Below are 12,312 nucleotides of genomic sequence, written 5' to 3'. Positions count from 1 at the left end.
CTGCATTTTATGAACGCGCGACATTCGCGCCACACGACGTTGTAAATGATCGTAACGACGCGTGCGGCACGCATTCGTCGTATCAATTCGGTATGCGCATGAACGCCGGAACGAAGCACCGGAGCGACGCCACGGCATCGCCCCGGCAACGAGGTCGCTTACTGCGCCGGCTGCATGCCCTGCACGGCGGCCTTGTGCTGCGCGGCCTGCTCTTGCGCCTGCTTCTTCGCCATGTGATGGCCGACGATACAGCCGCCGACCGCGCCAACCACCGCGTGGTGTCCCGCGTAGTGGCCGGCCACCCCGCCGACCACCGCGCCCTTCATGCAGCCCGCCGCGTGCGCGCTGCCGATCGTTGCGAGCGCAACGACTGCGGCGGTTGCATACCGTCCGATGTACCGGATGGGATTCATGTGATCACTCTCCTCAGGTCGTCGTGATCAGTGCGCTCGTGAGCCGGTCGCGCTCAGTCCCAACGGCCGCGCCAGCCGCCACCGTCACGCCAGGCGCGCTCGCGCCACTCGTGCTCGCGCCATTCACGGCGGCGCCACTCGTGTTCACGCCACTGACGCGCACGCCAGTCGTCATCGCGATAGCCGACCGGCGCGTACATCACCGGCGGCGGCGGCGCGACGTAGACCGGCGCCGGCGCCGTGTAGACGCCCGGCACGCCGATGCCGACCGACAGGTCGACGTGGGCCGATGCGACGCCCGAGGCTGCCAGCGCCGCTACACCGAGAACTGCACCGAGAATCAGTTTCTTGCTCATCTCGCGACTCCCTGCACGTGTCGTGCTTCATGTGAATACGGTTCGGAGTCTAGGCACCGGACGCTGACACAGGTGAAACGGGTATGCGAGACAGGTAACGGACGTTTACGGGTACCCGCAAAGCCTTGCGGGACAAGGAAGAGGCGGCGTTCCACACCCCGTTGCAACGATGCATCGGGTCGGTAAAAAGGGGAATTTTCGGCACGAAACCGGGCAACGGGATCGAACCCGCCGGTGGGCATCGCGAGCGAACCGCCCTCACCTTCGCGGCGCGAGCGGTTCGCAGCAGCGCTGCGTTACGCGCGGATATCGTCGACGCTGCGCAGCCAGTGGACGCTGAACAGGTGGTCCGTGTCGGTCCACACGGTATCGGGTTCGAACCCGGCGCGGCGCGCCATCGCATGAAAGCCGTCGATCGTGAACTTGTGCGAATTCTCCGTATGGATGCGTTCGCCGGCTTCGAAGCGGAACGTATGGCCGCGCACGTGCACGGTCTGCGCGACGTCGCTGATCAGATGCATCTCGATGCGCTGCCGCCCGCGATCGTAGAACGCGCAGTGCGAGAACGCGTCGACGTCGAAGTCCGCGCCGAGCTCCGCGTTCGCGCGCACCAGCAGGTTCAGGTTGAACTGCGCGGTCACGCCCTGCGCGTCGTTGTACGCGTGATGCAGCGTACGCTCGTCCTTCACGAGATCGGCGCCGACCAGCAGGCCGCCGCCGCGCAGCAGCCGCGCCGCGTCGCGCAGGAACGTGTCGGCCTCTTCCGGCGAGAAGTTGCCGATCGTCGAGCCGGGAAAGAAGCCGATGCGCCGCCGCGGCGTCTCGGTCAGCGCGGCCAGTTGCTCGGCCTTCGTGTAGTCGGCCGCGAGCGGCGCGACGTCGAGCCACGGATAGGCCGCCCGCAGCCGCGCGGCCGCGCCGTGCAGGTAATCGGCGGAGATGTCGACCGGCACGTAGCGCGCCGGTGCGTTCGCGTAATTGTTCGCGAACGCGTCGAGCAGCACGCGGATCTTCTCGAGCGAACCCGCGCCGAATTCGACGATGTCCGCATGCGGGCCGACGCGCCGCACGATCTCGGCCGCGCGATCGCGCAGGATGCCGAGCTCGGTGCGCGTCGGGTAGTACTCGGGCAGTTCGCAGATGCGGTCGAACAGCGCGGAGCCGGCCGCATCGTAGAAGTATTTCGGCGGGATGCTGCGCGGCGTGCGCGACAGTCCGTCGATCAGGTCGCGCTCGAACGCGCTCGGCCGCGAATCGCGGGCGGGTTGCAGGCCACCGCTCGTGGCCGTCAGGTCAGACGTCTCGCGCAAGTCGCACTCCCGTGAATTGCCAGCGTGCCGCCGGCGGAAAGAAATTGCGGTACGTCGGCCGTTCGTGCCCGGGCGGCGTCGCGATGCTGCTGCCGCGCAGGACCTGCTGGCCGACCATGAACTTGCCGTTGTATTCGGCCGCGACCCCGGCGAGCGGCCGAAAGCCCGGATACGGCTCGTAGGACGACCGCGTCCACTGCCACACGTGGCCGAGCATCTGCCGGATGCCGTCGGCCGCGAACGCGGTTTCCCATTCGAATTCGGTCGGCAGCCGCGCGCCGGCCCATTCCGCATACGCGGCCGCTTCGTAGAAGCTCACGTGGCACACCGGCGCGTCGGGTGCGAGCGGCTCGACGCCGTGCAGGCCGAAGGTGCGCCGCACGCGCGTGGCGGCCGCATCGTCGTCGTCCGGCATCCAGTACGCGGGCCCTTGCCACCCTTCCCGCTGCACCGTCGCCCAGCCGTCGGACAGCCAGAATTCGGGGCGCGTATAACCGCCATCGGCGACGAACGCCGCGAATTCCGCGTTCGTCACGAGGCGGTTGGCGATCTCGTACGGCCGCACGAGCGCGGTGTGACGCGGCCGTTCGTTGTCGAACGAGAACGCGTCGCCATCGTGGCCGATCTCGACGAGCCCGCCGCGCTGGTGCAGCCAGCGCAACGGGCCGGCGTCGCCCGCGGCGAGCGCGCATCCGGCTTCGTCGCCCGTGCGCGGCCGGAATGCCGGCCGCAACGGGTTGCACGAGAACGCATGGAGCATGTCGGTGACGATCAGCTCCTGATGCTGCTGCTCGTGATGCAGGCCGAGCACGAGCTCGGGTGCGATCGCGTCGAGCAGCGCCGCATCGGCGCCGGCCAGCGCGCGCAGCATCGCATCGTCGACGTATTGCCGATATGCATGCACCTCGTCGAGCGACGGACGCGTGAGCAGCCCGCGCTGCGGCCGCGGATGGCGCGGGCCGAGCGCTTCGTAATAGGAATTGAAGAGGAACTGGAATGCGTCCTCGAACGGCGCGTAGCCGGGCACGCGGCGCATCAGCACGACGGTTTCGAAGAACCAGGTCGTATGCGCGAGGTGCCATTTCGTCGGACTCGCGTCCGGCATCGACTGCACGGCCTGGTCTTCGGCGGACAGCGTCGCGGTCAGCGCGACGCTATGGGCGCGCACGTCCTGGTAACGGCGCTGAAGCTGGGATGCAAGAAGGCTCATCGGTTTACCGTCCACGTCGCGATTCGCTGCGTTGCGTTGCCGGAAAAGGGAAAGCCTTGCGCTCGAATGCGCGCGGCTGACGTGCGACCTGCTGCTGCGTCGTCGGGCAGCCGGCGCGCGCGCCGGGCCGCGGATGCGGCGTCACTTCGTCTGCCCGTGCAGAACAGTATGGTCCAGAAATGTGAACGTCGCGAATCGGATTTCGGGTGAAACGAACAAGAAAGAAAAATGAAAGCATTCGTGATGTCGGCATCGCCTGGGCAACGGACCGTCGGCGCCGGTCGCGACGGGGCTCGGCCGGCGGACGCAATACCCATGCCCGCGGCTGCGCACTCCTGACGCCCGGTGACAACCGCACGGCGGGCGTGAAAGGTCGATGGCGCGCGTTCGTCGGAAGCGTCGCGTCATGCGGACGCTTCGGCGGTCGATATCGCGTCCTTCGGCGCCCTGCTCAACGGCTCATCGGCCCTTCGCTTGCCGCTGCCCGCTTCGGCGGTCCAAAAAATTTTTTGCATCGATGTCACACACGCGGAGGGCTCGCTCGTCATATCAGCGGAACCCACACGAAAGGAGAAGGAACCATGACTGCGAAACTCAATCCGTTTGCCGCCGCCCCCGCGCTGATGAAGAGCTGGATGACCGTGTCGGTCGCCGCGGCCGGGAGCCTCGAGCCGACGCTGATCGAGCTGGTCAAGATCCGCGCGTCGCAGATCAACGCGTGCGCGAACTGCCTTAACATGCACACCGTCGAGGCGCGTGAGCAAGGCGAGACCGAGCAGCGCATCTACCTGCTGTCCGCGTGGCGCGACGCGCCCTGCTACACCGACCGCGAGCGCGCGGCGCTCGGCTGGACCGACGCGCTCACGCGGCTGTCGGAGGGCCATGCAGCGCACGAAGCGGCCTACGCGGCGCTGAACGACCATTTCAGCGAGGAAGAACAGGTGAAACTCACGGTGATGATCAACGTGATCAACGGCTGGAACCGGCTCGCCGTCGGCTTCGGGTTGTGGGTCGACCCGGCCGACGCGAAAGCCGCCGCCGCGAAGATGGTGGCCTGATGCCGAGCCTCGACCTGGCTCGCGGCCGCGCCGAACAACAGGCCGACGCGGCGGCGAGCTTCGATCCGCTGCGTCGCACGCTGATCCGCGTCGCGTACCGGATGCTCGGCTCCGTCGCGGATGCCGAGGACATGGTGCAGGAGGCGTTCATCCGCTGGATGGACGTCGACCGTACCGAGGTGCGCGTGCCCGAGGCGTTCCTGCGCCGCATGGTGATGCGCATGTGCCTCGACCAGCTGAAGTCCGCGCGACACCAGCGCGAGACCTATATCGGCCCGTGGCTGCCCGAGCCGGTCGTCGAGGAAGACGAACCGGACGACGTCACGCTGCCGCTGCTGCTCGCGCTCGAACGGCTCTCGCCGCTCGAACGCGCGGCGTTTCTGCTGCACGACGTGTTCGGCCTCGAATTCGACGAAGTGGCCACGACGATCCAGCGCGACCCGGCCGCGTGCCGGCAGCTCGCCGCGCGGGCCCGCACGCACGTGCGCGACGCGCGGCCGCGTTTTCATGTCGAGAAGCAGCGCGGGATCGAACTGGCCGAAGCGTTCTTCGCGGCGTCACGCAGCGGCGACATGCGTGCGCTCGGCGCGATGCTCGCCGAGGACGTGAGCCTGCATTCCGACGGCGGCGGCAAGCGCGCGGCGGCCGGCAAGCCGGTGTTCGGCTTCGAGCGCGTGATGCGGGTGCATGCGTATCTGGCCGAGCTGTTCGCGACGCATGCGTCGACGCTCGTGCGGGCCGGGTTCATCAACGGGCTGCCGGGCTTCGTCACGCGGGAAGCCGACGGCGAGCTGCAGACGACTGCGCTGGAGATCGACGACGGCAAGATCGTCGCGATCTATGTCGTGCGGAATCCTGACAAATTGAAGCATCTGCACTGAAGGCGGCGCGCGCATGCGCCGTGTGCGATGTGCCATATGAACGCATGGCGCCAGCGCCGCCCTCTTCTTTCTGCCCTGCGTTGCCGGTTGCCGGCTACCGCGATCAGTACATCGCGCCTCCGGCGTTGCCCATCATGAACAGCAGTACGCCGAGCAGCGGCGTCGCGACGGCGAAACCGGCCGCCGCCAGCCAGTTCGTGCCGCCTTGCGCCTCGAGCAGCGCGAGAAACGATTCGCGGGACGTCGCGTTCGGGCGCAGTTTTTCGATCCTGCGTTCGACGTGCCGCTTGTAGAGGCCGTTCCCGTACCAGCCGAGCGACACCGCGATCGCGATCGTGGCCGGGTCGAGCACACTCGATTCGAAGTATCCCGGGAAGTACAGCAATTCCACCAGCGTGATGCCGAGCGTGACGGCGAGCACGGTGGCCGCCTGCCAGTACATGCATCGGTACGCCAACCAGACCGGGCCGAGAAAGCACGCGGCCCAGTTCCACGACTGCCGGCTCTTGCGCGAGTCGGCGATCGCCCATTTTCGTTCGAACCAGGCGGCGTTCTTGCCGACGTAAGCGACGATTTCGTCGTTGCTCGCAGGCGATGCAGCGGTCGAGACCTCGGACATGATCGTGTGCTCTCAGTCGCGCGGAACGCGCGTCGTTGTTCTGATGCGGTGGAAATCGGGTGACGGGCGAAGTCGCCGCGTCGATGCGCAGACGATTCTACGCGCCGTGCAGCGGCCGTTGTGTGGCAGATCGGGATGTCGAAGAGAGCACGCGATGCCGCGGTTCCGGCAACGCATCGGGGCTTCGCGCGTCGTTTCGGACCGGAAAAGAAAAACGCCACGCGAAGTTGCCGCGTGGCGTTTGTATGTTTGGCGAGCCGCGTTGCCTGTAGGCAAGTTGTGCTGCCGGACCCCTTCATTTTGTTCGTTGGTAGGCTCGATTGGATTCGAACCAACGACCCCCACCATGTCAAGGTGGTGCTCTAACCAACTGAGCTACGAGCCTAAGAAGCCGCGAATTATAGAGAGGGTTTCGGGGGAGCACAAGCCCCTTCGTGAAAATTTTTTGAATCGACGTGTGCGGTCGGCTGATGATCGATGTTGCCTCGCGATGCCGCGAGCGTGAGCTTCACCTGTTCGCATCACAGCAAAACGCGTCGATGTGATGCGGTGTTATCCACATTGCCCTCTGGATAACCGTCCGGGAAGTCTCTGGATTCACAGTGGAACGATTGAGGATATGTCGGCGAGTCTGTGAATCGACGAAAAGTTGTTCTGTGCTGCCGCGCGCTGTTCACGTCGCGCACCCAGGGTTATGCATTTCGCTTCGCGTTGAAAATTCAGTGCGTTACGGAGGTTATCCACTGTGGGGCACAGCGTTTGTTAACTATCACTACGTATATATACGAACCCTGTTAACACCTTTGGATAAGCACAGTCCGGCGACTGTGATCCACTCAGGACATGCACTGCGTGCAGCGGCTGGATGAACGAAGCGGAACGCTGTGAAGTGCTCGAGCGATACGTGAGCCGTCATGTCTGTAGAATCGCCAGCATCCAGGATGCAAAGGCTCGGCGAACGGGCTCACGGCAAATGACCGATGCTTCATCGCCCCGTCTCCAGGCACTCGATATCGATACGATCGTACGCAGGATGCAGCACCATCCAGGCGACATCGTGTTCGAGCGACGCGTGTCGATACCGGAAGCCGAGGTCCTGTGTTGCCGCTACGAGGGCGAGCGATTCAACGTGAAGTTCGATCTCGACTACGGCATGTTTGTCGAGCGTGTTGGCATGCTGTCCGCCGAGGACGTCGCGAAGATCGTTGGATGGCTCACGAAGGAGGCAGGGTGATCACGGCAGACGATACGGGGCGAAGCGATCGATGAAGGCACCTGTCAATGAGATGCTGGTGACGGATATCGCAGGCCGCGTTGCGGTCGTCGTGACCGAGCTGACAGCTGCCGCCGATGTGCTGAAGCAGTTGGGCATCGCTCGACAATCCGATCGCTGGGAACGCGCGATCGAAGATGACCATGACCGCCAGGCGCTCGTAGCCGCGCTCATCGATCTCGATGCGCTGTTCTCCGCGGGCCGTGACTGGAGCCCGCAGGCACTCGTCGAGTATTACCGGGAGATCGGTGTCGTTCGAAGTGTTTACCGTTCGGTTGCATGGCGCGGGCCGTCGCAATACGTGGTCGAACGACATGACTGAATCACGCGAGGCAACGCGATGACGTACACGGTCCCGATGGTGTCGCGCGGCGAAATCGTGCTGTCCGACGGAAACCGTACCGTGCGGGTGCCTGGCGAGGCATTGTCATCCGGCGTGGACAACGGTCCCGCATTCGTCGTCTATGTCGATTCGATGAAGTACGTCGAGCCCCAAGGCGATGGCGAGACGATCGATAACGCCACGCGCGAGGCCGTGATCTCGGCGATCACCGACTATTTTTTTGTCGCGACGTACAACGGTTGATTTCGAATCCTGAGCCAGTCACGAAACCGAGGAAAGAGCAGGGTGATGCGAGCGGCGCTTGCAAAGGGAGCAGGTAACGGGACCGATCATGTGCCGTCCGCACGGACACGATAACGGGATCACGATATCCGCGGGCATTGCCGCGCGCATCCGGCAGCGCGGGCAGTTTTCGCCCGGTGATATTCGCAGAACACGATGAGCACGTTGAATTTCGGCACGGTCGACCAGTGTTCGGTCACGCTCAACACAGCGACGCTGCTGGGCCTGAAGGCTACCTACGAAGACTTTGCGGCGACCGGGCAGGATCTGCATAACTTCGAGATCTGCATCACGGATAAAAGGGCATCCACGGTGGACTCCGTGCCAGATGACGATGTCGCCACCATCACGTTCGTGGCAAAGCTGATTCCGGGTATGCGCGGACTGGGCAATGCAAACCGGCTCGGGAAGTCGATCCACTACGTCATCGCGCCGGAAACCGGCGAGATTCTCGGGAGAGTCGGGACGAAGTGACCCGACGCGCGAGCGGCGGTGTGTGGATAACCGGCGCACGATCCAGTTGAAACCCTGTGCATCCGAGCGGTGAGCGTCCTGGTTTCGATGGGCTCGTCGGCCTGAATGCATTGCCCGGCAAGGCTTTGCCGACCATGAAAGAGGGCAGCGAACGAATCGCCGGCGACGTCCGGATGTCGAATGCCGTGTGGATATCGTTGACTCGAAGCCACTCGAAACCGGCTGCATTCAACGGGTGAGCGTAGTCGAACCCGGCGAAGACGATCGGTCAATTACCCGGGTTGTGGATATCGATGCCCAAAACAACGAGAAACGCCGTGCATGCCAAAGGTGAGCGAACCCATCGAAGTCAGCACGCAGCACCATCAGGAGAGGTGTGGATATCCCGTTCCGCGGCGACTCGAAACCCTGTGATTTTAAAGGTGAGGATGCCAGCGAGGTTTCGGTGTGAATAACAGTTCGAGCAAGTCAGTCGAAACGCTGTGCATTCGAGTGGTGAGCACGCACCGGTGCAAGCCGGCCAAGCCGCGCCAAAAAGGCGCTGGCGGCCATTACCGACCGCCAGCCGGACGCGCATCCTGCCGCTTCAAGTCTGCTGATCGAGCGCCTGCACGACCGCCTTTTCCCCGAGACTCCCGGCCGGCCCGACCACCGCATAGTTGAGCCCGTTCACGGATCCATACCGCGCCAGCAGCGCGCCATCCACGCGTTGTCCAGCGGTTAGCAGCCGATGTTCCGATTCCGCGGGCCGGAGATAGAAGCTCAGCGTCCGCCCCGCGTCATCCTGATAGAGCACCATCGCGGCGGTGGCCCCGCTGTCCGTCGTGAACAACCGCCCACCAATCGGCCTGAATCCCGCCGCGCTCAAATCCGGCAGCTTCGCCGACGCCCCCACGCGCCGGGTGAGCCAGCCCTGCAAATCACCCGCACCGGTCGGCCGGTAATCGACCTTGGCGGTCCGATCGACGACCATCATCTGATAAGCCTTGACCGCATCGCTCATCGGCGCGATGGGTGGCGGCGCGTTCCACCCGCGCGCCTGCCATCCGCCGAACGTCCCGAGCCCGACGCAGAACACGAACGAGGCCGCCATCGCGAACCGCATCCTCGAGCGTTCGGCTCGCCGGCCGCGAATCGCCGCCGGATCGAGCGCGGGATTATCGGCCGGCATCCGCACGCTCTCCAGCGCGGCCCGCAACCGCTGCGCGTCCTGCTGCCATTGCTTCACCTGTTCCGCACGCGCCGGATGCAGCGCGAGATAGCGCTCGACCGCGGCACGCGCATCGTCGTCGAGCTGGCCGTCGACATAGGCCTGAAGGTCGTGTTCGTTCGGAGGCGTGTTCATTTCTTCATCAGCCGCAAGGAAGGAGCAGGAAGTTCGCCGTCGCTGAGCTGGCGCAGTGCCTGGCGCGCGCGGGAGAGCCGCGACATCACCGTGCCGATCGGCACCTCGAGCAGGTCGGCGGCTTCCTGATAGGTGAAGCCCTCGACCGCGATGAGCAACAGCAGGCTGCGCTGCTCGTCCGAGAGCCGGCCGAATGCTTCGAGCGTCGCGCGCGCCGCGAATTCGCGTTCGGCGGACGGCCAGTGCGCTTCGTCGTCGTCGCGGATGCGGCCGAGCAGCCAGCTGTAGCGCTTCGCGCTGCGTTTGCCGTCGAGAAATTGCCGGTACAGGATCGTGAAGAGCCAGCTGCGCAACGACGCGTCGTCGCGACGGCTCGTCCAGCGCGACAGCGCGCGCTCGAGCGTCGACTGGACGAGATCGTCGGCCGCGTGGACGTCGCGCGCCAGCCAGAGCGCGAAGCGTCGCAGCCGGGGGATGAGTTCGCGCAATGCTTCGTCGTCGAGGGCGTTGGAGGGCATGGCCGGGCCGGTTGCCGAAAGGGTCGTGGATGCCGCGTAGGACGCCGGCCGGCATCGATTATTCCCTCCAGCATACGAAAAAACTTTTCGTGGAATAAAGCGGCGCGGGCGGCGTCCTACGCGCGTTCGACAATGATCTGACGATCGGGAGTGCATTGATGAAGCAATCTTCCTCTTCTTCGCCGCAGCGCGAGCCCGGGCGCGGGTGGTGGCGCTGGGCCGTGATCGGCGGCGCGGTGGCCGGCGTGGCCGCGGCGTTCGGGTATGCCGGCGGCTGGCTCGCGCCGGCGCGTCTGACCCCGCACCGGCTCGTCGACGCGCTGCAGACCAACAGCGGCATCCATCCCGGCTACCGGCGCAATCACGCGAAGGGCGTGTGCGTGACCGGCTACTTCGAAGGCAACGGCGCCGCGAGCGCGTATTCGGTCGCGCCGTTCTTCAAGCCGGTGCGCACGCCGGTGGTCGGGCGCTTCGCGCTGCCGGGCGGAAATCCGTACGCGCCGGACAGCAGCGTGCCGATCCGCAGCCTCGCATTGAAGCTCACCGCGCCGGACGGCGAGCAATGGCGGACCGGGATGAACGCGATGCCGGTGTTTCCGGTCGCGACGCCGCAGGCGTTCTACGAGCAGACGCTCGCGACCCGCCCCGATCCGAAGACGGGCAAGCCGGATCCGGCGAAGGTGAAGGCGTTCTTCGGCGCGCACCCGGAAGCGGGCGCGTTCCTGAAGTGGGTGAAGGGTGCGAAGCCGAGCGCGAGCTACGTCACCGAAAGCTATTACGGGCTGAACGCGTTCTATTTCGTCGACGCGGCCGGCAAGCGCCAGGCGGTGCGGTGGCGCGTCGTGCCGGAGCAGACGGCCGGCGCCGGCGACGTCGCGACGGCCGCGGATCCGAACGTGCTGCAGCAGGACGTGGCGCAGCGCATCGCGGCCGGTGCGCAGAAGTGGAAGCTGCTGGTCACGCTGGCGGAGCCCGGCGACCCGGTGGACGACGCGACGAAGGTCTGGCCCGCGCAGCGCACGACGATCGACGCGGGCACGCTCGTGCTCGACCGCGTGGAGGCGCAGGACAGCGGCCCGTGCCGCGACGTGAATTACGACCCGACGGTGCTGCCGCAGGGGATCCAGGTGTCGGGCGATCCGCTGCTGGCCGCGCGCTCGGCCGCGTATGCGGATTCGTATCTGCGGCGCACGAGTGAAGAGGCCGGCGTGGCAGGCGCGGCGCGACTGAGCGGGGAGGGACGATGATGAAGGCTTCGACGACGTTTAGTGTGCCGGCGCGGGTGCTGCATTGGGTGATGGCCGCGATGGTTCTCGCGATGCTGTTCATCGGGGTGGGGATGGTGGCGTCCGTTTCCGAACGGCACGCGATCCTGGTGGCGATTCACAAGCCGCTCGGTGTGGCGGTACTGGTGCTGGTGTGTGTGCGGATCGTGGTGCGGATGCTGTCGAAGCCGCCGGCGTTGCCCGACGATCTGCCGTGGTGGCAGAAGGTGGCCGCGCACGGGTCGCATCTCGTGCTGTACGCGCTGATGGTGGCGATGCCGCTGATCGGCGGGGCGATGCTGTCGGCGGGCGGGTATCCGGTGACGCTGGGCGGCGGCGTGCAACTGCCGGCGCTGGTGTCGGCCGATCCGGTGACGTTCGCGTGGCTCCGGGTCGCGCATCGCGTGCTGGCCTATCTGTTCTTCCTGACGTTCCTCGCGCACTTTGCCGCGGCGCTGTATCACGGGCTGATTCGGCGGGATGGCGTGGTGAGGGCGATGGTGGGGCGGTAATCGACGGAAGGTTGGGTGCGATACGGCGGGGCTGTTCAAGGGCGACCGAGGCTGGGCCTGCCGTGCCGCCTATATAGGGGCACTGGGAAGGCTCATCGGTCCCCGCCATAGCACGTCAAAAATATTTCACAAAAGGGGTTGCGGAGACCGGGGCGGATGCATAGAATCACGCCTCTTTCGCGCTAACGGAAACGCAGCGCGGGGGAAGAAGAGGGAAGCGGTGCTGTTGAAGTCGGTTTTATCGATTCCAGTGCACGTGAAATTAAACCGCAGTCGTCGCAGCGAAATAGTTAAAAAAGTTGTTGACGAGTCTTAAAAAACGGTTGATAATCTCGCTTCTCTGCTGCTGAAAACGCAGCGCTGCTGAGGGGTTCAAGATCCCTCGCAGACATGCTCTTTAAAAATTAACAGCCGATAAGTGTGGGCGCTTGATGGCAGCGAGCTGATCCTCGG

15 protein-coding genes and 1 tRNA gene are annotated in these 12,312 nt (G+C 65.3%); 8 read left to right on the top strand and 8 right to left on the bottom strand.

Annotated elements, in window-relative coordinates:
• Positions 1-158: 158 nt before the first annotated feature.
• The 4 genes from H0X95_RS10055 to egtB form a co-directional block, all read right to left on the bottom strand.
• Positions 159-413: a glycine zipper 2TM domain protein gene (locus H0X95_RS10055; RefSeq protein ID WP_006487314.1), complete on the bottom strand. Its 255-nt coding sequence runs from the start codon at positions 411-413 to the stop codon at positions 159-161.
• A 53-nt stretch (positions 414-466) separates the two neighbouring features.
• Entirely contained in the window at positions 467-769 is a 303-nt protein-coding gene (locus H0X95_RS10050) for a hypothetical protein (RefSeq protein WP_006477218.1), read from the bottom strand.
• Positions 770-1,065: 296 nt separating this feature from the next.
• On the bottom strand, positions 1,066-2,079 hold the full coding sequence (gene egtD, locus H0X95_RS10045; protein WP_059721141.1) for an L-histidine N(alpha)-methyltransferase: 1,014 nt from the start codon (positions 2,077-2,079) through the stop codon (positions 1,066-1,068).
• The gene (gene egtB / locus H0X95_RS10040; protein WP_196446037.1) at positions 2,063-3,289 is read right to left on the bottom strand and encodes an ergothioneine biosynthesis protein EgtB; all 1,227 of its coding nucleotides are present in this window, start codon (positions 3,287-3,289) and stop codon (positions 2,063-2,065) included. The genes egtD and egtB overlap by 17 nt, the downstream gene beginning before the upstream one ends.
• A gap of 581 nt (positions 3,290-3,870) precedes the next feature.
• Between egtB and H0X95_RS10035 the strand changes: the two genes are divergently transcribed.
• Both H0X95_RS10035 and H0X95_RS10030 read left to right on the top strand, forming a co-directional pair.
• Entirely contained in the window at positions 3,871-4,347 is a 477-nt protein-coding gene (locus tag H0X95_RS10035) for a carboxymuconolactone decarboxylase family protein (RefSeq protein WP_034201185.1), read from the top strand.
• Positions 4,347-5,228: a sigma-70 family RNA polymerase sigma factor gene (locus H0X95_RS10030; RefSeq protein WP_196446036.1), complete on the top strand. Its 882-nt coding sequence runs from the start codon at positions 4,347-4,349 to the stop codon at positions 5,226-5,228. Before H0X95_RS10035 ends, H0X95_RS10030 begins: the two co-directional genes overlap by 1 nt.
• 103 nt (positions 5,229-5,331) lie before the next feature.
• Here H0X95_RS10030 and H0X95_RS10025 read toward each other — a convergent pair whose 3' ends face one another.
• Together H0X95_RS10025 and H0X95_RS10020 are read right to left on the bottom strand one after the other, a co-directional pair.
• Positions 5,332-5,847: a DUF2628 domain-containing protein gene (locus H0X95_RS10025; protein WP_006495416.1), complete on the bottom strand. Its 516-nt coding sequence runs from the start codon at positions 5,845-5,847 to the stop codon at positions 5,332-5,334.
• Between the two features lie 308 nt (positions 5,848-6,155).
• A tRNA-Val gene (locus H0X95_RS10020) sits at positions 6,156-6,232 on the bottom strand.
• A 480-nt stretch (positions 6,233-6,712) separates the two neighbouring features.
• Here H0X95_RS10020 and H0X95_RS10015 point away from each other — a divergent pair.
• From H0X95_RS10015 to H0X95_RS10000, 4 genes are all read left to right on the top strand, one after another.
• Positions 6,713-7,081: a hypothetical protein gene (locus H0X95_RS10015; RefSeq protein WP_230204572.1), complete on the top strand. Its 369-nt coding sequence runs from the start codon at positions 6,713-6,715 to the stop codon at positions 7,079-7,081.
• Positions 7,082-7,112: 31 nt separating this feature from the next.
• Positions 7,113-7,442, top strand: coding sequence for a hypothetical protein (locus H0X95_RS10010; protein ID WP_059721143.1), 330 nt, complete (start codon positions 7,113-7,115; stop codon positions 7,440-7,442).
• Between the two features lie 36 nt (positions 7,443-7,478).
• Positions 7,479-7,706 carry an Imm74 family immunity protein gene (locus tag H0X95_RS10005; protein ID WP_230204573.1) on the top strand — a complete coding sequence of 76 codons (228 nt, stop codon included), beginning with the start codon at positions 7,479-7,481 and terminating at the stop codon, positions 7,704-7,706.
• A gap of 195 nt (positions 7,707-7,901) precedes the next feature.
• The gene (locus tag H0X95_RS10000; protein ID WP_059721144.1) at positions 7,902-8,219 is read left to right on the top strand and encodes a hypothetical protein; all 318 of its coding nucleotides are present in this window, start codon (positions 7,902-7,904) and stop codon (positions 8,217-8,219) included.
• A gap of 586 nt (positions 8,220-8,805) precedes the next feature.
• Here H0X95_RS10000 and H0X95_RS09995 read toward each other — a convergent pair.
• The gene (locus H0X95_RS09995; protein ID WP_059721145.1) at positions 8,806-9,564 is read right to left on the bottom strand and encodes an anti-sigma factor family protein; all 759 of its coding nucleotides are present in this window, start codon (positions 9,562-9,564) and stop codon (positions 8,806-8,808) included.
• Positions 9,561-10,082, bottom strand: coding sequence for a sigma-70 family RNA polymerase sigma factor (locus H0X95_RS09990; RefSeq protein WP_006487309.1), 522 nt, complete (start codon positions 10,080-10,082; stop codon positions 9,561-9,563). The genes H0X95_RS09995 and H0X95_RS09990 overlap by 4 nt, the downstream gene beginning before the upstream one ends.
• Before the next feature lie 158 nt (positions 10,083-10,240).
• On the opposite strand from H0X95_RS09990, the gene H0X95_RS09985 reads away from it, so the two are divergent.
• Both H0X95_RS09985 and H0X95_RS09980 read left to right on the top strand, forming a co-directional pair.
• Positions 10,241-11,329, top strand: coding sequence for a catalase family peroxidase (locus H0X95_RS09985; RefSeq protein WP_059721146.1), 1,089 nt, complete (start codon positions 10,241-10,243; stop codon positions 11,327-11,329).
• Entirely contained in the window at positions 11,326-11,859 is a 534-nt protein-coding gene (locus H0X95_RS09980) for a cytochrome b (protein ID WP_196446035.1), read from the top strand. Before H0X95_RS09985 ends, H0X95_RS09980 begins: the two co-directional genes overlap by 4 nt.
• Positions 11,860-12,312: the final 453 nt, after the last annotated feature.

It is taken from the genome of Burkholderia sp. 9779_493, assembly GCF_015712215.1.
In the GTDB taxonomy this organism is placed as follows: Bacteria; Pseudomonadota; Gammaproteobacteria; order Burkholderiales; family Burkholderiaceae; genus Burkholderia; species Burkholderia cenocepacia.
The sequence above is the reverse complement of the archived record's forward strand: the minus strand, read 5'-3'. Positions and strand labels throughout refer to the sequence as shown.